This is a genomic window from Enterococcus sp. PLH-Efm8 (assembly GCF_053011625.1).
Map to the genome: position 1 here is coordinate 579,255 of NZ_CP172568.1, position 25,190 is coordinate 604,444.

A 25,190-nucleotide genomic window follows, 5' to 3' on the forward strand; every position below is an offset into this window, starting at 1 on the left:
GGAAAGGATTAATGTATAGATGAAAGGTGCAATATTTGATTTAGATGGTTTGTTAGTTGACACAGAAAAAACGTATCGTGATGGCTGGCTTTGGGGATTTCAGCAATTTGATATCCATATCCCAAAAGAAATCGTTGACGCTTGGGGCGGAAAAAACTGGAAACAAAGTTTTGATATTTTAGTGAAAGCAGCAGGTAGCCCTGAAAAAGTACAGGAAGTCCGAGCGAAGCGTGAAGAATATTTTTATCAACAGCTGACAAGCGGAGCCATCCACTTAAAACCATATGCAAAAGAAATATTGGCAGACTTAAAAGAACGTCATATGAAACTAGGCATTGCTACGACCACTGTTACGAAAAGAGCAACAGATATCTTGGATCACTTTAAATTAGCTGATTACTTGGACACGTTTACATTCGGAGACGAAGTGTCGGAGAACAAGCCTTCACCGATTCCTTATCTGACAGCTTTGGAACGAACAGGATTAGAAGCTAGTTCAGCCTTTGCAGTGGAAGATTCTTTAGTAGGAGCAACAGCTGCTTCACGAGCAGGATTAGGCGTTGTTTTGATACCTGATTCCAGTTTTGTCCGAAATTATACCGTCGAAGAAAAGGAAAAATTGAAACTTCTTGCGGAAGGAAAAGATCTTCGAACTGTTATTGAAATGTTAAATAAAAAAACAGAAAAATAAATATAGAAAAAATAATTTGAATTTCGTACTTGACTTTTCAGTTTTCCTCATGTAGATTAATCCCAACAACAAAATATCGATTTCGTTGAAAAGGAAAGTAAGTTTGGAAACTTTGCAGAGAGGCTCTGGCTGGTGAGAAGAGTCAAGTAAGAAAAGCTGAAAATGGCCTTGGAGAATAATTTGTCGATAAGTAGGCAAATTCGGAACTGTTCGACCGTTAAAACGAACGCCAATCTCTCTTTTTGAGATGTTGGGCTTGAGGGAAGGAAACTTCCGAAAAAAGGTGGTACCGCGATACGTCGTCCTTTTACTGACATAGTTTATGTTAGTAAAAGGACTTTTTTTTTGAATATTATTTGCATTGAAATGGTAAGTACGATAGAAGAACCTTTGACAGAGAGCTTCGGTAGCTGAGAAGAAGCAAGGAACGACTATTGGAAAATGGCCATCGAGCAATTCATCCCGAGCATAGATGTAAGGCGATGACGGCTGCGACCGATATCTTGCTAGAGTATGATCGTACTTGAAGAGGAGTTGTGTGTGAACACAGCTTGAACATGAGGTGGTAACACGCAAAAAAGCGTCCTCAAGAAAATGACATTTTCATTTTCTTGAGGACGCTTTTTTTAGATAAGGAGGAATTTTAATGATTGAATTGCGAGATGTTTCTGTATGTTTCAAACAAAAAGAAAAAGAGATACAGGCAGTAGATTCTGTAGATTTAACGATTGAAAAAGGCGATGTTTATGGAATCGTCGGTTACTCAGGTGCAGGGAAAAGTACGTTAGTTCGTGTGATGAATTTGCTGCAGAAACCAACAGCAGGAGAAGTCATTGTCAATCAGACGAATCTGAGTCAGCTCTCTCCCAAAGAATTGCGAAAAGAAAGAAAGGCCATCGGTATGATCTTTCAGCATTTCAATCTAATGGAAAGCCGAACTATTTTTGACAACGTTGATTTTTCTTTAAAGTATTCTGGAAAATCGAAACAGGAACGTCGTCAAAAAGTGAATGAACTACTGGAACTTGTCGGTTTGGAAGAAAAAGCATCTGCTTATCCTAAACAACTGTCGGGGGGACAAAAACAACGAGTAGCAATCGCACGAGCTTTGGCGAATGAACCTAAGGTATTATTATGTGATGAAGCAACCAGTGCACTTGATCCGAAAACGACCCTTCAGATCCTTGCATTGTTAAAAAAATTGAATCGCCAGTTAGGTTTAACAATCGTCCTGATCACTCATGAGATGCAAGTTGTCAAAGAAATCTGCAACAAGGTAGCGGTTATGGAAGATGGAAGAATCGTTGAAAAAGGTAGCAGCATCCAGATCTTCAGCAATCCTGAAGAAGAATTGACCAAAGATTTTATTCGAACAGCTACTCATCTTGACCAAGCATTAGAAACGATCATTGCCCATTCTGCTTTTGCCGATCAGATCGCCAATAAATGGCTGGTGGAATTAAGTTATATTGGAAATCAGACGAACGAACCTCTAATCGCTCATCTGTACAGCAAATATCAAGTAACAGCGAATATTTTATATGGCAATGTAGAGTTATTACAAGAAACGCCGTTAGGGAGTTTGATCGTTACTTTAGCTGGAGAAACCAAACAGCGGAAAAAAGCATTGGATTATTTGATCAAATCTGGTGTAAAAATAAATATTTTACAAAAAAACGATTTAGATAGTCGTATCAAAGTGATCGAAGGAGGAAGATAAAATGACTGATTTCTTTAAAACATATTTGCCCAATGTTTATTTGATTCCGGATGAATTTGTCGAAGCGACGAAGCAAACACTATATATGTCTTTTTGGACAGCATTCATTGGCGGGATGATTGGAATCATCTTAGGTGTGACGTTAGTAGTGACACGCCCTAATGGATTACTAGCTAACCGTCTGCTATTTGAAATACTTGATAAGCTGATCAATATCATTCGTTCCATCCCTTTCATTATCTTGCTTTCTCTTTTAGCATTGACTACTCGTTTCTTAGTTGGAACGACGATTGGTGCGAAAGCAGCTTTAGTGCCATTGATTTTTGGAGTTGTTCCGTTTTTTGCTCGTCAAATCGAGAACGCACTGCTAGAAGTTGATCCTGGGGTGATCGAAGCGGCAGAAGCGATGGGAACCAGTCCAATCGGTATCATTTTACGTGTGTATTTGTTAGAAGGTTTGCCTGGTATCATTCGGGTCTCGGCGTTGACTATCATCAACGTGATCGGACTGACTACCATGGCTGGAGCAGTAGGTGCAGGCGGATTAGGGAATCTTGCTATATCGAGAGGGTATAATCGATTCCAAACAGATGTAACGATTGTGGCTACATTATTGATTCTAATCTTAGTTTTTTTAAGTCAATTTATCAGTAATCAACTGATTAAAAAAATTACACATTGAAAGTGGAGGAGAAAAAATGAAAAAAATTATTCGTTTTGTAGTCATTACATTTGTAGCAATTATTTGGTTGGCAGGGTGTAGCCAAGGAAAAGCAGATACAACTGACAAAAAAGAAACTATCGTAAAACTAGGGATTATTGGAGAAGATACAGATGTATGGGACAACGTGAAAGACCGTTTGAAAAAGGAGAACATTAATTTGGAATACGTGAAATTTACAGATTACAATCAACCAAATGTGGCTTTAGCAGATGGATCGATTGATTTGAATTCTTTCCAACATCAATTCTTTTTAGACAATTACAATAAAGAACACGGAACTGATTTAGTATCGATCGGAAATACTGTCAATGCACCGCTGGGAATTTATTCTAACACTTTGAAGGATGTAGCTGATATCAAAGACGGAGCAAAAGTAGCAATCCCTAATGATGTTACAAATGGCGGCAGAGCTCTTCTGTTATTGCAAACTGCTGGATTGATCAAAGTGGATAAGGCAAAAGGACAAGCGCCCACTGTTTCTGATATTACCGAGAATAGAAAAAATCTAGACATTTCTGAATTAGATGCTTCCCAAACAGCACGTGCTTTGTCAGATGTAGACATTTCAGTGATCAATAGCGGTGTAGCTGTAGATGCTGGATTTAATCCTGCTTCTGATGCCATCTTCTTAGAACCAGTGGATGACCATGCACGTCCTTATGTGAATATCATCGTTGCAAGAAAAGAAGATGAAAACAATAAAACGTATCAAAAAATAGTAGACGCTTATCAAACAGAAGACACAGTCAAAGTAATCGAGAAAACATCAAAAGGATCAAGCGTGCCTGCATGGGAAACATTCGGGAGAAAATAAGAAAAATGACTAGCATAGGAGGAATTTTTTATGACAACAACAATCTCAACAAACCAATTGAAGGATCTAATCCAATATCGTTTACCAGAATATCAAGCACTTGCTCTAGATATCCACGAACATCCTGAAGTAAGTAACTATGAGTTTTATTCCTCAGCAGCGTTGATTAAACAATTAGAAAAAGAAAGGTTTTGGGTAGAAAAAGAAGTAGCTGGACACCGAACAGCCTTTGATGCACGTTATATTTCCAATAAACCCGGTCCCACAATTGCCTTTTTGGCAGAATTCGATGCTTTACCAGGTATTGGTCATGCATGCGGGCATAATTTGTTTGGTACTTACTCCGTATTAGCCGCCAGCATAGTGAAGCAATTCATTGATGAAACTGGTGGAGAAATCCGTGTATATGGCACCCCAGGGGAAGAAGGGGGCGAGAACGGATCAGCTAAAGGCAGCTTTGTTCGAGAAGGTTTTTTTGAGGATGTCGATGTAGCGTTATGCGTCCATCCAGCTTTTCGTTATGGGAAAACGACAGAATCTTTAGCGAATGATCCAGTCGACATCAAATTTTACGGTGTCGCTTCCCATGCAGCAGCAGCACCTGAAAAAGGAGTAAATGCTTTGGAAGCATTGATCCAAGTGTTTAATGGAATCAACGCTCTACGCTTGCAATTGCCAAAAGATGTCAATATCCATGGGATCATTACAGACGGAGGAGTAGCTGCCAACGTCATTCCAGATTACGCTGCTGGACGTTTCTATTTACGTGCAGGAAATCGGCAAACATTAGATAAAGTATATGAAAAAGTGGAAAATATCGTACGAGGTGCTGCGATAAGTACGGGCACGACTTTTGAGTTTGGATTGTTCCAAAATGCAGTTGATGATGTCATCGTTACTCCTTCTTTTGATGACTTATTCTTCCAGCATGCAAAAGAAGCAGGTGTTCCAGATGAAGAAATAGAAACGGAACAAAGAACAAGTCTCGGTTCTTCTGATGTAGGAAATGTCAGCCAAGTCATACCAACAATCCAGCCTACGGTAGCAATCTCTGAGACATATATTGCCGGACACACAGAAGAATTCAAAGCTGCTGCTAAAAGTGACAAAGGCCTTGCTTCTATTGCGATTGCAGCAGAACTACTCGCCAATACAGCTCTTGATCTGTTGAAAGAGCCAAAGCTATTAGAAAGAATCAAGCAAGAACATCAAGAAATAGTAGCAAGAAAAAAACAAGAGGGCGCTACTTTCTAGTAAAAAATAAACTTGTGTGTGAAAGTTATAAAAATAATTTTCAGAAAAATGAAAAAATATTTTCTTTTTCATTGACAAATGATCTTATGGAAGGTAAACTTCGTACAAGTCAACTTTTCACGCAGTAGCGGTTAGGTGTTTTGTTCAGAAAGTCGGTGGTCGCTGTGAACCGATCAAGCCTAATTGACGAATTACATGGAAAGTCCATACATTTGAATAAAAGTTTGAAAGTGAAAAACAGATCTGTTTTTAATTAAGGTGGTACCGCGGAGTCATTCGTCCTTAGTTTAAAACAGGTCTTTTTATTTTTATAAAGGAGGAATCGCGGATGAATTGCGGCGGAGTAATCCGATATCTTAACTTTTTTAGAACATAAGAACAACTAAAAAAGGAGAGATTATCATGGGAAAAAAAGGAACACCAAGTTTTTTAGAAGCAACACTTGTATTAATGGTTATTGTTTTAGGCATTGCGATTGGCGTTGTCGGATTAAAGGTCTCACCTAATATCACGATCTTAGCAGCGATCGGAATGGTCATGTTGTATGCAGTGATAAAAAGATACCCGACAGATTGGCTGCACGAAGGAATCATCAATGGCATCAAACCAGGAATCATCCCAATCTTTATTTTTATTTTAGTCGGTTCATTGATTGCTGTATGGATACAAGCAGGGATCATTCCAACTCTAATGGTCATTGGGTTCAAATTGATCAGTGTCCAGTGGTTTGTCCCTTCTGTATTTGTTGTGTGTGCAATCGTAGGTAGCGCTGTAGGGAGTGCCTTTACTGTTATGTCAACGATTGGGATTGCATTTTTCGGTATTGGGACAACACTAGGCTTAAATCCAGCGCTGGTTGTTGGAGCTATTGTTTCAGGTGCCGTTTTTGGAGATAAGATGTCTCCATTATCCGAATCAACAAATCTAGCAGCAGCTATTGTTGATGCCGATTTGTTCAAACACATCAAGCATATGATGTGGTCAACTGTCCCGGCATTTGTTGTTTCTTTCTTTTTATTCATGATTTTAGGACACACAAGTAAAGCCGCAAGTCTTTCATCTATTCGTGAAGTGACTGATGTTCTAGAAGCAAACTTTACTATTTCAATCTGGTCACTGATTCCTTTATTTTTAATGTTACTGTGTGCATGGAAAAAGGTGCCGGCAATTTTAACGATTTTGTTGAATATCGCTGTAGCAGTAGGAATGATTTTTATTCAAAACCCACAAACTTCCTTAACGAAGTTGGCTGGGGTCATCGAATCAGGGTTTGTTTCAAATACTGGAAACCAACAAATCGATTCACTGCTTAGCCGCGGAGGAATCGAAAGTATGATGCCTACTGTGTCATTGATTATTCTAACTTTGTCATTAGGTGGATTGTTGATCGAATTTGGCTTGATCTCAACCGTGATGGAACGAGTATCAAGAAAGATGACGAACACACCAAATTTGATTTTTACAACATTGATGACAAGTATCGGAGTAAATATTTTTATTGGTGAACAATTCCTATCTGTTATTCTGCCTGGTAATGCATTTAAAGAAACTTATGAAAAAGCAGGATTTGATCCAACTGTATTAGGTAGAACGCTAGAAGATGGTGGAACAGTAATCAACTACTTAGTGCCTTGGGGAATTGCCGGAAGTTTCGTAGCAAGTACATTTGGTATTCCTACACTCACTTACTTGCCATTCGTATTTTTCAGTTTGCTTTCTCCTGTGTTTTCGATGGTCAGTGCCTTCACAGGTTGGGGAATCTCAAAAAAATTTGTGAAACCGCAAGAAGCAGTAAGCAAGACAGCGCAATTAGAACAATAAAAACATAAAAAGGGATTGTGACAAGACTTTTGTCACAATCCCTTTTACGAATAAACGGTATTCAAAAGCCAGTTTCTCGGTATTAAGCCAAATTTATACAAAAATGTGGAAAGCCATTTCACAAAATTTTTCTTAATACGCGAAACTAAGCGACTTTTTCACAACCTCTCGATAAACGGTGTTCAATCAGCTGACCCTCGGTATTAGCTCAAAAAATGGCAAAATATGAGGAACTATTTTTCCATTTGTCTCTCTAATACTCAGGTCAGAACGCTGATTTTACAACCTCTTAATAAACGGTGTTCAAAAGCTTGCATCTGCGGTAATAAGCCTAACCAAACGAAAAATAGGAGAAGCTATTTTTGTTTGGCTGTTCTTATTACTTGATGCAGGGCAGCTTTTTCACAACCCCTTATTCACGGCGTTCCAGAAGTAGCTTCTTCTTATTTCTTGAAGCTGATAACTTCTGGAACATCCTCTTTTTTTATTTGGACGGATAATGGTCATTCCATTTCTTTGATCATTTTTTTCATTTTGTCGATCTCTTCTTCTTGTGCCTGAATGATTTCTTCCGCTAATTTTTTTACTTCAGGATCTTTTAAATCAGCTCGTTTACTTGCCAGGATAGCGATAGAATGATGAGGAATCATGGCCTTCATCCAAGCTGTGTCGTTGACAGTAGTTTGGCTTCGTACCATAAACAAGGAACCGGCAAAAACAAGAAGACTAGCGGCTAAGATCATAACATTTATCTTTTTGTTTTCATACATTTTCCACATGAACAACAGCATGATGACTGCCATGACTGCACCCATCATCAACGCCATGAATACTCGTGTACGACTGAAGAAGATATGATCGAGCGCATAGACATTCAAGTACATCATACCAAACATAACTACCGTTGAAACACCGATCATCAACAAAAACTTCCAATACTTTTTCATTTAAAACAAACTCCTTTTTTTCATTCCTTTCTTCTATCATGTCATGAGCATGGAGAACAATCAATTATTTTGCACAGAGGGTTTTTGAACACCGTTTACCAAGAGGTCATGAGACTGTTTATTCGGAAAAAGGAGTTGCAACAAGACTTTTGTCACAACTCCTTTCTTCAATAGCTCCATCTATTCCACATAAATAAAATAAAATTTTCTATCGATTTCATTCATTCGTCAATACGAACGCATCATTCTTTTTTTGATAACTGAAATAAATGAACAGGTAAAGCAGGCCAGTCAATACAGTTACCCCAATGGAGTTCGTGAACAGGATACCAAGGAAAATCAATCCTAAGACAGCTAATGCAAAAAAGCTGATTCCTTTATCCCATAATGTTCCTTTTCTTAGTGCCAGTACAAAGGATGCCGCACTGATAATGATCCAGATCAATAATACTGTATACGAAAGGGAACCTGCCAGATAGCCAAATAATTTGTCACCGACAAAATAAGAAAGAGCTACACCAAGATAAAGAACACTGGTACAAAATAAAACAGCACGTTGCGGTACTTGATGCTTGTTTAAAACAGCTAGTTTTCTAGAGGAACCTTTTCGATCCTTCAAACGGAAGAACAAAATTCTTGAAGATGCATACACACCCGAATTGATAGATGAGAACAAAGCAAGGACAATCACAAAATTGACGATATCCGCTGCAAATGGGATATTCATTTTTTCAAATACCATCACAAAAGGACTGACATTCGTGCCTGCTAAAGTATTCCAAGGAAAAAGAATCAAAAGCAAAAACAAAGGAATGATGTAAAAGGAAATGATTCTTCCCATGACACCTTTGATTGCTTTAGGAATCGCACGTTTAGGATCATCTGCTTCGCTTACCGTGATAGCAATCAGTTCAGAACCGCCGTAAGAATAGATAACTACAAGCAAAGAACTGATGATTCCCTTCATACCATGAGGAGTAAACCCACCATGGTCAGTCAATTGCTGAAGGGTAGGGAAAACGCCTGTGCCCAACATTTGCTGACCGACAAGATAAGTAGCAAAAATGATCAGTAAGATAATGACACTGATTTTAGCAAAAGCCAGCCAATATTCTGTTTCTGCGAATAACCGTACCGAATAAAGATTGATGATCGTAGTTAAAACAGCCAACATAAAAACAAATACCCAGGCTGGAATGTGCGGGAACCACAACTGCAAAAAGGAAGCAGCTGCAACAGCTTCAGCGATGATATTGATAATCCACATAGACCAGTAGACCCAATCAGTAAAATCAGCAGAATGAGCACCTAGATAAGGGCGTATCAAACCAGATAATCCGTGATGCGTGTCGCCACCGCTTAAAACGATTTTTCCCAGACCTTTCATCACGATATATAAAATCAGCCCACCAATCAAAAAAGCAATCAATACAGAAGGGCCGGCGATCCCAATCGCTTCGCCACTTCCTTTAAATAGACCTGCACCGATTGCTCCACCTAAAGCTAACATGGTGATATGTCTGGAGCTAAGTTGTTTTTTCAATTTTTTATCTTCCATAAATGACCTCTTTCTTTTAAATTCACAATCAAAATTTATATTAAGAATAAATAGCAATATTTAACAATGACTAATGATAACAAATTTTCAGACAATTACAACTATTCAGAAAACTTTTAGGCGAATTTTAATAGAAGAATGATTTATTTCATCATATTTTCATACAAATGTTAAATTTTCATACAAATATAGGAAACGTTTTACTGGCTTTTTACTATTTAAACAGGCTATCATAGGAAAAAGTGACAGAGAAAGTGAGGCGGAAAAGATGAACAAAAATGACGTACTGCTAGTTGCAAAAAATAAATCACTTTATTTTTTGCCTTCCATCCGCTCTTTAGATGTTTGGTCCGGAAAAGATTTACTACAGTCGGAATTCATTAAATCAGCTAGACAACAGTTGGCAAATTATCAGCTGATCGTTTTTTTAGATTATGGATTTGATATGGAGATGGCTCGACGCGTGCGCCCATTTACCAATGCAAAAATTGTGTTATTTTTTTGGAATCACTTCAAAGCAGAACACGAGGCGATGCTGAAGCAGGCACAAGATGAACCGGCAATCGATGAGATTTATCATTTTGATTTTTTGGAAGCAAAAGAACTTGGGCTGAAACATAATAGTTCATTTTATTCGAAACATATGAATTTTTCTTCTAGCGAACCAAAGACGGATCTATTTTTTGGTGCAACGAATAATGGGAGAAAAGAACGAGCAGAAAGCTATAAGCAGGAATTTATAAAAAGAGATGTTACGACCAACTATTTCATTCTTCCACATCGAGGGAATGAACAACCTGGATATCTTACTTATGAAGAGTACCTGAAAAAAACAGGGGAATCGCGCGGGATTCTGGAACTGTTGCGGGAGGGTCAGCAAGGAGTGACTTTGCGGACATTTGAATCCATGTATTTTCAAAAGAAACTAGTGACGGATAATCAAGCGATTGCTCATTATCATTTTTATCGTCCTGAAAATATTTTTTTGCTTCGAGAACGTGATTTAGATGAATTACCGGAATTTCTGCATACACCATTTAAGCCAATCCTATCAGAGCTATTGGAATTTTATGATGCAGAAAATTGGGCAAAACGATTTATCACTAACGATTCCACTATTTATGAGCAATACGAATATGACCTCTCCTCTGTTGAAAACAAATAAAAAACCTACATTTTGAAGAGATTATGTACTGAAACAAACAAGCACAATTCTTATGGCATCATGAGAGTTGTGTTTTCTTTTTGATCTTTTATTGGGCTTAAAAAAAGAGAACCAGCTGCTGATTCAGCTGATTCTCATCAGAGAGCCTTTTATTCTGCGCCAAGGATTCCTTCTTTTGCATGGACTAATTGGGTCAAAAAGGCACAATATGGTGTAGCAATATCATATTTTTGTCCTTTTCGCCAAATGGCACCATTGATGTAGTCGATTTCAGTCAAACGATGGTTTTTGATCAGGTCTTGGTACATAGATGGGTAATGCAACCCGATGTTGTCAGGATCATAAGTAGAAGCAATATGTTGGTACACTTCTTCTTGATCTAGTATGATTCCTTCTTTTGCTGCGATAGAAGCAAATTCAGATACGATTGTTCGAACCATGCTCTCTGCCGCTTTTTGCGCGCCTAGTTCAGCAATATTACAATCCAAAATCGTGCATAAACCATTCAATGTTCCATTTACACAAGCTTTTCGCCAAATGGAATAACGAACGTTATGGCTATAGATCGGATTTAAATTTGCTTCTTGAAAGACTTCTACAACTTTTTTTGTAAATGCTTCGCCTTCTGGTTCCAAGTTCTCTAGTTCGATTTCTCCATCACCTAACAATGTGACTTTTCCGGGACCAGCTAGACCAGCTGTCCACATCGTGATCCCAAATAAGATATTTTTCTTTGGCACATATTTTTCCAGTACATCTTCATGACCTAATCCATTTAGTAAACACAAAACATAAGTATTGTCAGTAATAATGGATTGGATCGAACAAAACATATCATCTAATTGATTGGCTTTTGTTAATGCTACGATCAAGTCCACGTGTTCGTTGCTTTCGATGATTTCTTCTGGTGAATAGATTGGCAGTTTTGCGACCACTTCTTTACCGTTAAAGTCAGCAATCAACCCATTTGTACGAATGGCTTCAATGTGAGCAGGCCAACGATCGATCAAGAGGACCTCATTTCCGCTTTGATGTAGCATCAATCCGATTCGGCTGCCCATTGCTCCGGCCCCAGCTATTGCGATTTTCATGTTTTTTCTCTCCTTTATTCAATGAGTTCCCTTTTAGTATATAGAAAAATGGAAGAAAATAGCATTGTTTTGTTTGAAAAAAATGAAAAAAAGTGTCTTACTTAAGAAGAAAGTGAGGGATACAGATGGATATTTTGGCGGCAATTGATTCATTTAAAGGAAGTGCTTCTTCATTTGAACTAAATCAGGCAGTTCTAAATGGCTGGGAAGATCGTAAAGGAAGAAAAATCAATGTGCCGATTGCAGATGGCGGAGAAAATACTGCAGAAGCAATCTATTACGCGCTCAGGGGAACATGGCGTACCATTGATGGGATGGATCTCTTATTCCGTCAGCGAAAAATCAGCTATTTATTGACAACTTGGCAAGGAAAAAACACCGCAGTCATCGAATCTGCACAAGCATTGGGGTTAGATCTACTTGATAAACCAACGGATCAAACTATCCGACTTGCTTCCAGTTATGCCTTAGGAGAACTTATTAAAGATGCACTGCTTCAAGAAGTAGAACAAATTATTGTCACTTTAGGAGGAAGCGGGTGTAGCGATGGTGGTCTAGGATTACTCCAATCCTTGGGTGCTTCTTTAGAAGGGTACACAGAAGGAAATCCTTTATTATCTACTAAAAAACTTCATTTTGATCGAAGAAACGTTCTTGTTTCTAAAGTAAAATTGATTATCGCTGCAGATGTTACCAATCCATATACAGGTCAACAAGGAGCTGCTTGGCAATTTGGAAGACAAAAAGGAGGAATAGATACGACGCTAGCTTTCTTAGATAAACAAGCAGGAAAGATTGCTCAGCAAATAAAAGATTTCTGGGAGGTGGATTTAGATGATATTCCAGGAAGTGGAGCAGCAGGCGGTATTGGTGGAGCCCTTTTTTTGTTGGGAGCGAAGATGGTTTCTGGTTTCGATTTAGTCAGCCAAATCACTGGATTGGAAAAAAAGATCGAACAAGCAGATGTCATCATTACAGGAGAAGGGCGGATCGATCAGCAAACGATCCACGGAAAAGTTCCATACGGTGTAGCAGTGCTTGCAAAAAAATATCGAAAACCAATAATCGCTATTTGCGGAAGTAGAGACCAAGAGCTAGAAGGACTTTCTGATTTTCTCCCAATTGTCTTAAGTATTCATTTGGGTCCAATAGGTTTAGAAGAAGCAATGGAACACAGGCAAACATTAGAAAAAACAAAAATCTTAGGACAGACACTTAGCAGATTTTTCACCATCCTCCCGAAGTAGTTGACAAAATCATTTTCTTTATGCTATCGTAATTTCAAATATAGGACAAAGTGAGGGATCCGTGCATTGAAAAATTAAGTCGATTGATGAAAGCTGCATTCAGACTGTACCTTGTGGAGACAAGGAAGCAGTGTGCAGATTTTCGGGATTGGCTTGGTTTTTTCGATGTATGGGTCTTTTTGTGTGTATCCAACCCTTGCATCCTCTTTAGCCAGTTCTGAAAATAGGACTGGTCTTTTTTTACGAGGTGATGGAAAATGTCTAAAATCGAAATAAAAAATCTGACATTCGGCTACGACAGCCAAGGCACATTATTATTTGAACAAGCAAATCTAAATTTTGACACACAATGGAAACTAGGACTTATCGGACGAAACGGTCGAGGAAAGACAACTTTACTGAATATTCTACAAAACAAACTACCTTATCAAGGGCAAGTAATCCATCAGCAAGAATTTGCCTATTTCCCGCAACAGACAAAAGATAAAGAACGTTTAACCTATTACGTGTTAAATGATATTACGGATTTTGAGATATGGGAAATCGAAAGAGAGCTCCAATTGATGCAAACAGATCCTGAAATCTTATGGAGAGAATTCAGCACACTATCGGGGGGAGAGAAGACAAAAGTCCTACTGGCACTTTTATTTGTGGATGACACTCATTTCCCGTTAATCGATGAACCAACGAATCATTTGGATATCTCTGGTAGAAAACAAGTAGCGGCTTATTTGAAAAAGAAAAAACAAGGCTTCATCGTGGTCAGCCATGACCGGGGATTTATCGATGAAGTAGTGGACCATGTTTTAGCAATCGAAAAAAGTCAACTGGAACTTTATCAAGGGAATTTCTCTATCTATGAAGAACAGAAAAAACTTCGTGATGAATTTGAAATGGCTCAAAATGAAAAATTGAAAAAAGAAGTCAGTAGGCTAAAGAAAACAGCAGCTGAAAAAGCCGAATGGTCTCGTTCCCGAGAAGGAGATAAAACAAAGAAACAAGTCGGATTCATCGATACTGAATCTAGACGAGTGAATAAAGGAGCAGTGGGTGCTGATGCTGCACGGACGATGAAACGATCCAAAGCAATCGTGAATCGGATGGAGACCCAGATCAGCGAGAAAGAAAAACTATTAAAAGATATCGAATATATCGATTCTTTGACGATGAATAGCCAAGCGTCTCACCATAAGCGACTTTTAAGCGTAGAAGATCTTCAATTAGGGTATGAAAATCTGTTATTCGAGCCAATTCATTTTACAATCGAGCCTCATCAGCGGGTGGCGATTTCAGGTCCTAACGGTGCAGGAAAGTCATCCATTATCCATTATCTTCTGGGGGCATTCAACGGCAAGGTTATAGGAGAAAAATACCAGCCAAAACATCTGAGCATTAGTTATGCAAGCCAAAATTATGAAGACAATCGAGGAACGTTGGCGGAATTTGCAGAGAAAAACCAAGTAGACTACCAAGCATTTTTGAACAACCTCCGAAAGCTTGGGATGGAAAGAGATGTTTTTCATAACAAGATCGAGCAGATGAGTATGGGCCAACGGAAAAAAGTGGAATTGGCTAAATCTTTATCACAGCCAGCTGAACTATATACATGGGATGAACCATTGAATTATTTGGATGTCTTCAATCAAGAACAATTAGAACAACTGATCTTGAACGTGAAACCTGCCATGTTACTAGTGGAACATGATCAAACCTTCCTGGATAAAGTATCTACTGAGATTATTTCTCTTGAGAGAATCTAACCCTTGTAATCTCAAGAACAACAAGGTATGGTTAAGGGGAACTTTGCCAACGAAGGAGAGAATCACATGCTTTATGTAACGAGACACGGAGAAACAACTTGGAACGCACAAGGATTAGTTTGCGGACGGGCAGATGTGCCGCTGACTGAAAAAGGACAGATGCAGGCACAGAAACTAGCAGAAAAGGTAGTAGATTTGCCTGTTCCAATCACGAAAATCATCCATTCCCCTCTTCAACGAGCAAGAGATACAGCACAAGCAGTTGCTGATCGTCTCAGCTTGCCGCTGACCGTTGATGAACGATTGGTAGAAATGGATTTTGGGGATTATGATGGACTGCCAAGCAAAGATGAGAACTTTCAAAAAGCACGTTTAGCGTTCGCTGTACGATTCCCAAATGGGGAGTCAGTCTTAGATGTGTATGCACGGATCGTTCCTTTATTGAAAGAATGCATCGAAGACGAAGAAAATGTCTATCTGTTAGTTTGCCATAATGCCTTGATAAGAGTGATCAATGCTTATTTTCATCCGATGCCTAATGAGGGGTTCTTTACATTCATGGTAGATAATACAGAATTGGTTTCTTATGAGTAATTATGTTTTTGTGTTATTTAAATAAAATATTTCAAGGCACTGCTTTTGCTTAGCAGTGCCTTTTTTAGGTTATGACAATTCTTTTGATAATATAAACTCAACCTTTAGAAATGAAATTTAATTATTTTAATAAAAGTATTGAAATTTTGTTTCTTTAGATATATACTCTAGTCATAGAAATGAAGACGGATACAGAAAAAGAGGGATAATATGTTTGGCTTTTCAATATTTATGAACGATTCTTTGTCAGAAGAGAAGAAACAGTATATCCGCCAAATGGCATCCAATGGCTTTGTCGGTATTTTCACTTCCATGCATATACCAGAAGATGATGTTTCGGCATATCAAAAGCGATTGATCGAACTAGGAAGCGAAGCGAAAAAGAATAAACTAGAATTGATGGTCGATATTTCAGGAGAGGCATTGGAACGAGCGGGTTTTTCATTAGAAGATCTAACGCCTTTGAAAGCAATTGGTGTAACAGGTTTAAGAATGGATTATCATATTTCCAATCAGCAGATTGCCGACTGGTCACATCAATTGAAAATCAGTTTGAATGCTAGCACGATCACGCCTAAAGATATCGATGAATTGAAAGAAGCAGAAGCTGATTTCTCACAGATTGAAGCTTGGCATAATTATTATCCACGTCCCGAAACAGGGCTGGACAAAGAATGGTATCAGAAAAAAAATCAATGGCTCAAAATTCAAGGTCTCCTTGTCCAAGGTTTTGTACCAGGAGATACAGAGTTGAGAGGCCCACTATATCAAGGATTGCCAACTTTGGAAGAACATCGAGGGATCCATCCTCTTGCAGGCGCTCTAGATCTATTAGCAAGTAACACGGATATTGTTTACATCGGAGATGCAGGTCTGTCAGAAAACGTTCAGGAGCAATTTGCTTCTTTCCAAAAAGAACAGACAGTCTTGCTCCATACGGAACCTGTAGATGAAGAATTTTACGAATATATATTAGGGAAGCATACGAATCGGCAAGACGATGCAAGAGATGTCATACGAAGCGTAGATGCACGTTTTCGAGAGATTCCGCCTATCCCAGCAAGAAATACAGCTACGCGTATGAAAGGGTCTATTACTTTAGATAACGAAAAGTATTTGCGCTATATGGGTGAGATCCAATTAACCAAATATGATTTGCCAGCGGATGAAAAAGTGAATGTAGTAGCTAAAGTTATCAAAGAAGAGCTACCATTGATCAACCAAATCAAAGCTGGTATGAACTATCAATTTATAAGAAAAGAAGGAAGATAAAAATGAGCAAAATCAATTTAGAGAACCTAACAACGGAACGCAGAAACCAAGAAACTTTTGGATTAGATGAGATGAGTATTTCTCAAGCCGTTCAACTAATGAACAAAGAAGATCAGAAAGTGGCCGCTGCGGTTGAAAAAGAACTGACAAGTATCGAACCAGTGATTGCTAACACGATTGAGTCCTTTAAAAAAGGTGGACGTCTGATTTATATGGGAGCCGGAACAAGTGGAAGACTAGGTGTGTTAGATGCTGCTGAATGCGTACCGACATTCGGTGTAGAACCGGAAATGGTCATAGGTCTAATTGCTGGTGGAGAAGAAGCAATGACTGTAGCTGTCGAAGGGGCCGAAGATTCTTATGAGCTAGGGCAAGAAGATCTAATCAAGCTGAATTTGACAAAAAATGATATAGTTATTGGTATCGCAGCTAGCGGTCGTACACCATATGTGATCGGTGGATTAGATTACGCAAAATCGATCGGTGCTGTCACAGGAACGATTTCTTGCAATAAACAAGCCGAAATCAGTAAACACGCGGATTTCCCAATCGAAGTCGATGCAGGTCCAGAATTTTTGACAGGCTCTACTCGATTGAAGTCAGGAACAGCACAAAAACTTATCTTGAATATGATTTCTACTATCAGTATGATTGGTATAGGTAAAGTATTCAATAACTTGATGGTCGATGTCAAACCAACAAATGAAAAACTAATCGAACGCTCAAAACGAATCATCATGCAAGCGACAGAAGCTGATTACGAAACAGCTGAAAAGTACTTTGAAGAAGCAGATCAAAATGTTAAGCTGGCTATCGTCATGATTTTGACAAATAGTGATAAAGAGGAAGCTCAAGCAAAATTAGCTGAAGCAAACGGATTTGTAAAAGGGACCTTATGAGGGGGAAAAGACCATGGCAAAAAACGAACTGACTTTGGAAGAACTGGCAAAACAAATTTATAAAGGGGCAGGCGGCATGGGCAATGTAGAAAGCATTGTCCACTGCATGACTCGTGTGCGTATGAAGATCATCAATGATGATCTTGTAAATGTCTCTGAATTAAAAGCGATTCCAGGAGTGCTTGGTGTAGTAGAAGATGAACAGCTTCAAGTCATCATCGGACCTGGGAAAGTGAACAAAGTAGCACAGCAAATGGTTGATTTGGCAGGCGTGAAATTAGGAGAAAAACTTTCTTCTGTAAGTACAGCTACAGCAAATTCATCAGCATCTGGAAAAGACCGTGTAAACGAACGGGCACAAGAAATGAAAGCGGCACAAAAATCGAAACAAAAACCATCTAAAATCAAATCGGTATTAAAAGACATTTCTAATATCTTTGTGCCAATGATTCCTGCATTTGTCGGTACTGGGATCGTGGCAGGGATTGCCGCAGTTTTAGCAAACTTAGTCACAGCCGGAACACTTGATGCAGCAACATGGCAACAATATATCGATGTGATGAACATCTTGAAAAACGGGATGTTTAGCTACCTAGTTATCTATACAGGTATCAATGCTGCACAAGTTTTTGGTGCAACACCAACTCTTGGTGGAGTTATCGGGGCCGTTGTGATGCTGACAGGGATGAATCCGGAAGCACCACTGAAAAACTTATTTACTGGTGAAGCTCTTGCAGCTGGACAAGGTGGGATCCTAGGTGTCATCTTCGCTGTTTGGCTATTGTCAATCGTTGAGAAAAAACTGCATAAAGTAGTACCTGATGCGGTAGATATCATCGTTACACCAACTCTTTCATTGATTGCCATCGGTCTGATTGAAATTTTCTTCATCATGCCTTTAGCAGGTTTCATTTCTGATGGCATGGTCGGTGGGATCAACTGGGTACTTGGCGTTGGTGGAGCATTTGCCGGCTTCGTTCTAGGCACATTATTCTTGCCGATGGTTATGTTCGGACTGCATCAAATTTTGACTCCAATCCATGTGCAAATGATTGATGAAACTGGTCGTACGCTATTGCTTCCAATTCTTGCGATGGCTGGTGCAGGACAAGTGGGTGCAGCATTGGCATTATGGATTCGCTGCAAAAAAGATAAAGAATTAACAGAAATGATCAAAGGAGCTTTACCAGTCGGGATCCTAGGAATCGGCGAACCATTGATTTACGGAGTAACATTACCTCTAGGACGCCCATTTATTACTGCTTGTATCGGTGGAGGTATCGGCGGGGCAGTGATCGGAATGATCGGAAATGTCGGGGCTATCGCTATTGGACCTTCAGGAGCCGCTTTGATCCCATTGATCTCTGACGGTAAATGGTTAGGCTACATCCTTGGATTATTGGCAGCTTATGCTGGTGGCTTCGTTGCTACATTCTTCTTCGGTATTCCTAAAGACCGTTTAGAAAAAGAAGAATTAGCGACTGAAACAGCCACAGTAAATGAAGTGCCTGAAAAAGTAGTACCTCAAACTTCAGCTGAAAGTGTGACTATCCTCTCATCAGTTGCTGACGGAACAGTTGTTTCTTTAGATAAAGCAAGTGATCCAGTTTTTGCACAAAAGATGATGGGTGAAGGCTACTTTGTAGAACCAGAAAACGGACATATCTATTCTCCAGTTACTGGGGTAGTCAGCTCTGTCTTCCCAACGAAACACGCTATTGGGATCACAACGCCAAATGGTTTAGAAATCTTGCTTCATATGGGAATCAACACAGTTGACTTAGGCGGTACGCCATTTGATGTGAAAGTAACAGAAGGGCAGCAAGTGACACCTGATACGCTTGTAGCAGAAGCTGACTTAGAAGCGATCAAAGCAGCAGGCAAAGAAACATCCATGATCGTCTTGGTAACCAATATGGATCGTGTAAAAAACTTTGTCTTGGAAAAAACAGGTAAAGCAAAAGCAAAAGCACCTGTGATGGATGTCAAAGCTTAATATGATAGAAACAATAGAAACGAAAGAAGAAACTGAAATCTATTTTTCAGCTTCTTCTTTTTTATTATTTATTGTTTTCTGCTAAAATCTGATAAATTCGTGTCACATCAGATGGTGTTCCCCGTAATTCATAATCTGCCAAGAAAGGAAAGCCAAATGTTTGTGCATATTGTTTGGCTGTTAGACAATACTGATTATTGAAGTTTTTATTTCCGCTACCGACTACACCAAGACAAAGTTTATGATTGTCTTCATGTTCCAGATATTCACGCATCGTTTCGGTCAAGATTTCTGTATCACCGTTATCTAAACCATTTCCGCCGTCTAAATAAGTAGGAACGAAAGTAAAAAATGGTTCTGTTTCTTTCGTAAAATCACTATTTTCATGGATTTCTTTTAAAGTAACTTCAGGATTGACAGGATCTTCTGCATGCATTTTTTCAGCATATTCTGCTAGATGTTTGGCAAAGGCACGCGTATTTCCTGAAATCGATATATATAAAATGTTCATGGATCATCCTCCAATTCTTTCCTTTTAGTATAGCATCTTTTTTAAGTTTTTTGGTGGTGTAATTTGGAAAGGGACTAGGCGCTTTGCTTGTATAATGAGAAAAAAGCCGGTAGAATTATATTTCTATTAAAGTTTTTATTAATTAAGTAAAAATAAAAAAGGTTTGTTATACTTTTTGATAAAAGCGGTTTTATTTTGGAGGATGCTTACATGGATACAGAGCAACAGAAAAAAGGAATTGGTTTAATTCCACTTGCTGCCTTAGTAATTGGTTCAGCGATTGGAGGTGGCGTATTTGGTATTATGACGGACATCTCCGGATCGGCTGGCGGCCCAGCTATTTTCAGTTGGGTACTCGTAGGAACAGCAATGTTGATGCTCTCCTTGTCGATCAATAATATCAATAAAAAACGTCCAGATTTAAAAGGCGGGATCTTTAGTTACGCAGAAGAAGGTTTTGGCCGTTTCGCTGGTTTTATCAGCGGTTGGGGTTACTGGCTCACATGCTGGTTAGGCAACGTAGCTTTTGCAACATTGTTGATGAGCGCATTAGGATATTTCTTCCCAGTATTTGAAGGTGGGCAAAATCTGGCATCGATCGTGATGAGTACAGTCTTTTTATGGGGATATGCATGGCTAGTGAATCGGGGAGTCGAAAATGCTAGTTTCGTCAATGCTATCGTCACATTCTGTAAATTAGTGCCATTATTTTTATTTATTGTAGTAGCTATCAGCACGTTTTCGATCCAACAATTCATTGATAACTTTTCTAGCGACATTATATTGAATGCGAATGGACAGCCGATCCCGTTTTCCAGTCAAGTATTGAGTTGCATCATGGTGATGCTTTGGGTATTTGTTGGTATTGAAGGAGCCTCTGTCGTAGGTTCACGAGCAAAAAAACAATCAGATGTTGGGAAAGCAACGATTCTAGGGATATTCGGCTTGATTATTATTTACGTCTTGGTTTCCATGCTTCCATATGGGACAATGACGATGAATCAGCTGCAAACGATCAAGGCGCAGCCTGCTATGGGCTATGTGTTTGAAATGATGGTTGGTAAATGGGGAGCAGTCGTGATCAACGGCGGTTTGATCATTTCTTTAGTTGGTGTTTGGCTCTCATGGACGATCTTACCGATTGAAACAATGGGAAACATGGCTGAAGACGGACTTTTGCCTAAAGCATGGGGAAAACTCAACAAAAATGGGGCACCAACTTATGCTATCGTATTGACGACGTTATGTACGAATGTCTTTTTACTTTCATTATTATTCACTGACAGTGCTTATAACTTTGCTTACACACTTGGTACAGCAGCTATTTTCTTCACGTGGCTTTTCTTAGGATTGTACCAAATGAAACTTTCTTATCAGCGGAAAGAATGGGTCCAATTTTTAGTAGGGCTTTTAGCAAGTGCCTTTCAAGTATGGGCTATGCTAGTCGTAGCCTTTAATGAAGTAATGCTTGTTCTTGTTCTTTTCTTGCCAGGCATTTATTTTTACCTCAAAGCACGTAAGGAGCAAAACGAGCCTGTACAACATATCCACTTAGATAAGATTTTACTTATAGGTGTGACGATGGTCGGAGTGATTGCAATGGTTTTATTTGCCACTGGGATGCTTCACGTATAGAAGTATAAAAGAAGTATAAAGAGAGGTTGTGAGCCTGTCGTTTATTCAAAAACATACTAGGAAAGGAGCTGTGACACAAATGTTGTCACAGCTCCTTTTTCAGAATAAACGGTGTTTAAGAGACAGCCAATCGGCAATAAGGCTGAACGTCTCTTTCACAGCCTCTTTTTTGATGAGTCATCATACATTTTTTCGCTTAAATACGAGATATCCTAATGCTAAGAACAAAACGATGTAAGCTAAATTACCGAATAGCATTTGATTAGTAGAAAGATGAGTCAATTGCTTCATGATCTCTTCGTTTCCAATTTGGTTTTGCAGATTCAACATACTGATCGGATTCCATTTGATCCACTCCCATTTTTGGATGAGTGCAATAAGGATACCAGATATGATTGACGAAGCAAAATAAAAGACGATTCCTGCTGAGATGGATGCGCCGGAACTATTGATAAAGCAAGCAATCATCAACACTAAACTTAAAATCAGCCATAAACCGATATAACTACCCAAAGTATAAGTGAACAAGCTTTGGATCAGTGTTTGACCAGTAGAAACCTTCTCCGTGAAGGAAATCGAAGGGAAAAGAATCAGTTTCATCAACACAGTGACAATAATAGCTAAAAGGTATAAATAAACAGAATAAATAACTAATGTGATCCATTTGCTTACTAATATTTCTCCTCGAGAATACTTTCGATAAAGGAGATTTTTCAATGTACCATATTGTGCTTCCATCGAAATGATCGTGCTTGCAGCTGCAATCATGATAAAGACAATCCAAGATGTGGCACTAAAAAGCTGAGCAGTCATTTCAACTGGATCAATGATCGTCGTGTATTTTTTGGCTAGAAGTGCTGTTCCTATGAGCAAAACAACTAATAGAACAGATAAAACAGCAGTTGACTTTTTCTTGATCAATTTAAATAATTCTTGTTTTACAAGCAATGTCATTTTTCTTCTTCCCCCTTTACTGAATCCAGAATTTCCAATAGAGAAGATTCCAAATCATTCGTCAGATGCTGGACGTCTGTCACATGGATATTTTGTGCAGACAATAGCTGGATCACGGTTCCTAATAATTCTTCGTTTTCTTTTAAAAGCTTGATTTTATCAGGATCTTCCAAAGTATATCCAGCTTCTGTCAAGATCGTTCGAGCAGCTAGATCATTTGTTGTAGAGATAACGATGAAATCTTGCGCTGTTTGGTTCAATTCAGCCATTGTACATTGTTTGATGATCTTTCCTTGATTGATCAGGATCAGCTCATCGACCATTTTTTCAAGCTCGCTGAGTAAGTGACTGGAGATCAAGAAAGAGGTGCCCTGAGTAGCCAAGTCGGTAATGATTTTTCGCACATCTCTTGTTGCTTGTGGATCCAAACCGTTCATCGGCTCATCTAAAATAACGATAGACGGATGGTTCAGTAAGGCAAGAGCAATTCCCAATTTTTGTTTCATTCCCAACGAGTAGGATTTCGCTTTTTTGTGAATGTACTTTTCCATCTTGAGCTGATTCACGATAGTGTCGATAGCAGATACATCGTTGGTTTCAGAGAATAACTTCAGATGATCATAGCCTGTTAAGAATGGATAGATACCCGGGTATTCGATCAATGCTCCTACTTGTTCCAACCCTTTATGACTAGAGGGAGAAATCTCATTTTCACCAATACAGATTGTTCCATCTGAGTAATGGATCAGTCCTAAAATAGCTTTCATGATCGTTGTTTTTCCAGCGCCATTAGGACCTACTAATCCAACGATTTTGCCAGGGGATAAGCTAAAACTGACATCGCTGAGGGCTTGTTTGTGACCAAAGTTCTTGGATAATTCTTGGACCGAAAGACTTTTCAAAAATATTCACTCCTTTTCTATAGATAGTACAAGCATACACCTGATGAGTGGAGAAGTCGCTAGGTCATTGGACTTATTTCTTATTTTTTCATAAAAAAATTGAATATTAAATAAAAAGGCTTATTTTTTCTGATCAGTACTTATTCCAAGTGTCTAGTGGCCGCTAGTAATCTTGATGCCAATGATACTGATGAGTAGCATCCCCACAAAGAACCAAGTGGAAAGATTCAGCTTATCATGAAACAAGACCACACCAATTATGACCGAACCAACTGCGCCAATCCCTGTCCAGATAGGATAAGAGAGACTCATCGGCAAACTTTTGATTGCCTTTGACAAAAAGTAAAAACTAGCAATCATGCCAATCACTGTGTAAAAAGAATAATTGATTTTAGAAAAACCATCACTCCATTTCATCATCGTTGACCAGAATACTTCCAAAATTCCTGCTATGATTAATTCCATCCATGCCATACTTACATTCCTCCTTAACTATAAAAAAATACACAAAAAGAGGAAAATCATCCCTTCAAAGACCTAATGGAATGATCATCCTCTTTATCCTACCCGGTGGCAGATTGTATATCTTTTTCTGTAGTATAGCACACCTATCCAGATATCGGCAATCTCATACTTTTTAGTAAAGTGTACCAAGCACTGACGGATATATCGTTAGCGGAAAAGAAGATGAATGCTTTGCAATTTCATAGAAAGAAGTTGTTATTTATTAATCATTTAAAAAAAACAGTAACTAGACCTTATTTCTATATATTATCGGGCAATAAATTAAAAAAAGCTTTACCTTACAATAAGTAAGATAATTTTTGTGATAAAAAAATAACGAAAAATATTTAAAAATAGTGTCTATTTCGTGAGAAAACAACTATATTTTTTATGTGTTTTGCTTTATAATTAAAAAAATATTGTCATTTTATGGAGGAAAATATATGGAAAATTATCTTAGCCTTTTAGGCGTCTTGATTGTTATTCTCGGGTTTGCATTTAAATTAGACTCGATATTGATCGTAATGGTTGCTTTAGTTGTTACAGCTTTGACTGGCGGTCTTGGCATTCAAGGAATGTTAGAACTTTTAGGTACAAGTTTTGTAAACAATCGCGGGATGGCGATTTTTATCATCATTATGTTGGCAACAGGAACGCTTGAAAGAAATGGTCTGAAAGAATCAGCGGCTTCCTTGATCAAGCGATTCAAGAAAGTATCTGCTGGTATGATTGTAGATATTTATGGGATCTTTCGAATGATCTTTGCGGCTTTTAACGTGAGTTTTGGTGGAGTTGCTGGATTTGTTCGTCCAATCATTTTACCGATGGCATTGGGGACCATCGAATCAAAAGGGTTAGAAGTCCATCCTAAGCATGAAGAAGAACTAAAAGGTATGGCTTCAGCTATGGAAAATGTCTGCTGGTTCTTTGGCCAAGTACTATTCATCGGAGGAGCAGGGGCGTTGCTAGTCCAATCAACACTGAAAGATCTAGGATATGACGTAACATTGGGACAGCTTGCTTTAGTGGAAGTTCCAGTGGCTATCACGGCTTTAGTTGTGGCAAGTGTCTACTTCTATCTTAAAGAAAAGAAATTAGCGAAGAAATATTATCCAGGAAAGGGGCAATAAG

Annotated in this window: 22 protein-coding genes and 2 other annotated features; of the genes, 15 read left to right on the plus strand and 7 right to left on the minus strand. The window is 38.7% G+C overall.

Annotated elements, in window-relative coordinates; all coding sequences use genetic code 11:
* Window positions 1–19 precede the first annotated feature (19 nt).
* From ACIFUW_RS02740 to nhaC, 6 genes are all read left to right on the plus strand, one after another.
* Window positions 20–691: an HAD family hydrolase gene (locus ACIFUW_RS02740; protein WP_002296187.1), complete on the plus strand. Its 672-nt coding sequence runs from the start codon at window positions 20–22 to the stop codon at window positions 689–691.
* A 76-nt stretch (window positions 692–767) separates the two neighbouring features.
* Window positions 768–1,001: a binding site (T-box leader), on the plus strand.
* A gap of 42 nt (window positions 1,002–1,043) precedes the next feature.
* Window positions 1,044–1,282, plus strand: a binding site (T-box leader).
* A gap of 55 nt (window positions 1,283–1,337) precedes the next feature.
* A complete protein-coding gene (locus ACIFUW_RS02745) occupies window positions 1,338–2,411 on the plus strand; it encodes a methionine ABC transporter ATP-binding protein (RefSeq protein WP_002296186.1) in 1,074 nt (357 codons plus the stop codon).
* A gap of 1 nt (window position 2,412) precedes the next feature.
* Window positions 2,413–3,093 carry a methionine ABC transporter permease gene (locus ACIFUW_RS02750; protein WP_002293786.1) on the plus strand — a complete coding sequence of 227 codons (681 nt, stop codon included), beginning with the start codon at window positions 2,413–2,415 and terminating at the stop codon, window positions 3,091–3,093.
* Between the two features lie 16 nt (window positions 3,094–3,109).
* Window positions 3,110–3,949, plus strand: a complete 840-nt coding sequence (locus tag ACIFUW_RS02755; protein ID WP_002296185.1) for a MetQ/NlpA family ABC transporter substrate-binding protein — start codon at window positions 3,110–3,112, stop codon at window positions 3,947–3,949.
* A gap of 30 nt (window positions 3,950–3,979) precedes the next feature.
* Window positions 3,980–5,203, plus strand: a complete 1,224-nt coding sequence (locus tag ACIFUW_RS02760) for a M20 family metallopeptidase (protein WP_002293788.1) — start codon at window positions 3,980–3,982, stop codon at window positions 5,201–5,203.
* A 402-nt stretch (window positions 5,204–5,605) separates the two neighbouring features.
* Window positions 5,606–7,024 carry a Na+/H+ antiporter NhaC gene (gene nhaC, locus ACIFUW_RS02765; RefSeq protein ID WP_002296182.1) on the plus strand — a complete coding sequence of 473 codons (1,419 nt, stop codon included), beginning with the start codon at window positions 5,606–5,608 and terminating at the stop codon, window positions 7,022–7,024.
* Between the two features lie 503 nt (window positions 7,025–7,527).
* Here nhaC and ACIFUW_RS02770 read toward each other — a convergent pair.
* Window positions 7,528–7,971 carry a DUF305 domain-containing protein gene (locus tag ACIFUW_RS02770; protein ID WP_002296181.1) on the minus strand — a complete coding sequence of 148 codons (444 nt, stop codon included), beginning with the start codon at window positions 7,969–7,971 and terminating at the stop codon, window positions 7,528–7,530.
* 217 nt (window positions 7,972–8,188) lie between these two features.
* Window positions 8,189–9,529, minus strand: coding sequence for an amino acid permease (locus ACIFUW_RS02775; RefSeq protein ID WP_002296179.1), 1,341 nt, complete (start codon window positions 9,527–9,529; stop codon window positions 8,189–8,191).
* Between the two features lie 268 nt (window positions 9,530–9,797).
* Between ACIFUW_RS02775 and ACIFUW_RS02780 the strand changes: the two genes are divergently transcribed.
* Entirely contained in the window at window positions 9,798–10,694 is an 897-nt protein-coding gene (locus ACIFUW_RS02780; RefSeq protein WP_002290034.1) for a hypothetical protein, read from the plus strand.
* 149 nt (window positions 10,695–10,843) lie between these two features.
* Here ACIFUW_RS02780 and ACIFUW_RS02785 read toward each other — a convergent pair whose 3' ends face one another.
* Window positions 10,844–11,785, minus strand: coding sequence for a 2-dehydropantoate 2-reductase (locus ACIFUW_RS02785; RefSeq protein ID WP_002296177.1), 942 nt, complete (start codon window positions 11,783–11,785; stop codon window positions 10,844–10,846).
* Between the two features lie 125 nt (window positions 11,786–11,910).
* Here ACIFUW_RS02785 and ACIFUW_RS02790 point away from each other — a divergent pair, with 125 nt between their 5' ends.
* The 6 genes from ACIFUW_RS02790 to ACIFUW_RS02815 all read left to right on the plus strand — a co-directional run bounded on the left by ACIFUW_RS02790 (window position 11,911) and on the right by ACIFUW_RS02815 (window position 19,553).
* Window positions 11,911–13,032, plus strand: coding sequence for a glycerate kinase family protein (locus tag ACIFUW_RS02790; protein WP_002289891.1), 1,122 nt, complete (start codon window positions 11,911–11,913; stop codon window positions 13,030–13,032).
* Window positions 13,033–13,289: 257 nt separating this feature from the next.
* Window positions 13,290–14,792, plus strand: a complete 1,503-nt coding sequence (gene eat(A) / locus ACIFUW_RS02795; protein ID WP_002296175.1) for an ABC-F type ribosomal protection-like protein Eat(A) — start codon at window positions 13,290–13,292, stop codon at window positions 14,790–14,792.
* A 66-nt stretch (window positions 14,793–14,858) separates the two neighbouring features.
* Window positions 14,859–15,386 carry a histidine phosphatase family protein gene (locus ACIFUW_RS02800; protein ID WP_002296174.1) on the plus strand — a complete coding sequence of 176 codons (528 nt, stop codon included), beginning with the start codon at window positions 14,859–14,861 and terminating at the stop codon, window positions 15,384–15,386.
* Window positions 15,387–15,596: 210 nt separating this feature from the next.
* Entirely contained in the window at window positions 15,597–16,658 is a 1,062-nt protein-coding gene (locus ACIFUW_RS02805; protein WP_002296173.1) for a DUF871 domain-containing protein, read from the plus strand.
* A gap of 2 nt (window positions 16,659–16,660) precedes the next feature.
* Window positions 16,661–17,557, plus strand: a complete 897-nt coding sequence (gene murQ, locus ACIFUW_RS02810; protein WP_002287094.1) for an N-acetylmuramic acid 6-phosphate etherase — start codon at window positions 16,661–16,663, stop codon at window positions 17,555–17,557.
* Between the two features lie 13 nt (window positions 17,558–17,570).
* Entirely contained in the window at window positions 17,571–19,553 is a 1,983-nt protein-coding gene (locus tag ACIFUW_RS02815; protein ID WP_002287092.1) for a glucose PTS transporter subunit IIA, read from the plus strand.
* Between the two features lie 64 nt (window positions 19,554–19,617).
* Here ACIFUW_RS02815 and nrdI read toward each other — a convergent pair whose 3' ends face one another.
* A complete protein-coding gene (gene nrdI, locus ACIFUW_RS02820) occupies window positions 19,618–20,064 on the minus strand; it encodes a class Ib ribonucleoside-diphosphate reductase assembly flavoprotein NrdI (RefSeq protein WP_002287091.1) in 447 nt (148 codons plus the stop codon).
* Window positions 20,065–20,274: 210 nt separating this feature from the next.
* Between nrdI and ACIFUW_RS02825 the strand changes: the two genes are divergently transcribed.
* On the plus strand, window positions 20,275–21,699 hold the full coding sequence (locus tag ACIFUW_RS02825; RefSeq protein WP_002287090.1) for a basic amino acid/polyamine antiporter: 1,425 nt from the start codon (window positions 20,275–20,277) through the stop codon (window positions 21,697–21,699).
* Between the two features lie 180 nt (window positions 21,700–21,879).
* Here ACIFUW_RS02825 and ACIFUW_RS02830 read toward each other — a convergent pair whose 3' ends face one another.
* The 3 genes from ACIFUW_RS02830 to ACIFUW_RS02840 form a co-directional block, all read right to left on the minus strand.
* Entirely contained in the window at window positions 21,880–22,653 is a 774-nt protein-coding gene (locus ACIFUW_RS02830; protein ID WP_002287088.1) for an ABC transporter permease subunit, read from the minus strand.
* On the minus strand, window positions 22,650–23,555 hold the full coding sequence (locus tag ACIFUW_RS02835; protein ID WP_002287087.1) for an ABC transporter ATP-binding protein: 906 nt from the start codon (window positions 23,553–23,555) through the stop codon (window positions 22,650–22,652). Before ACIFUW_RS02835 ends, ACIFUW_RS02830 begins: the two co-directional genes overlap by 4 nt.
* A 153-nt stretch (window positions 23,556–23,708) precedes the next feature.
* Window positions 23,709–24,029, minus strand: coding sequence for a DMT family transporter (locus ACIFUW_RS02840; protein ID WP_002287086.1), 321 nt, complete (start codon window positions 24,027–24,029; stop codon window positions 23,709–23,711).
* Window positions 24,030–24,502: 473 nt separating this feature from the next.
* On the opposite strand from ACIFUW_RS02840, the gene ACIFUW_RS02845 reads away from it, so the two are divergent.
* Window positions 24,503–25,189 carry a DUF969 domain-containing protein gene (locus ACIFUW_RS02845; protein WP_002287083.1) on the plus strand — a complete coding sequence of 229 codons (687 nt, stop codon included), beginning with the start codon at window positions 24,503–24,505 and terminating at the stop codon, window positions 25,187–25,189.
* Window position 25,190 lies beyond the last annotated feature (1 nt).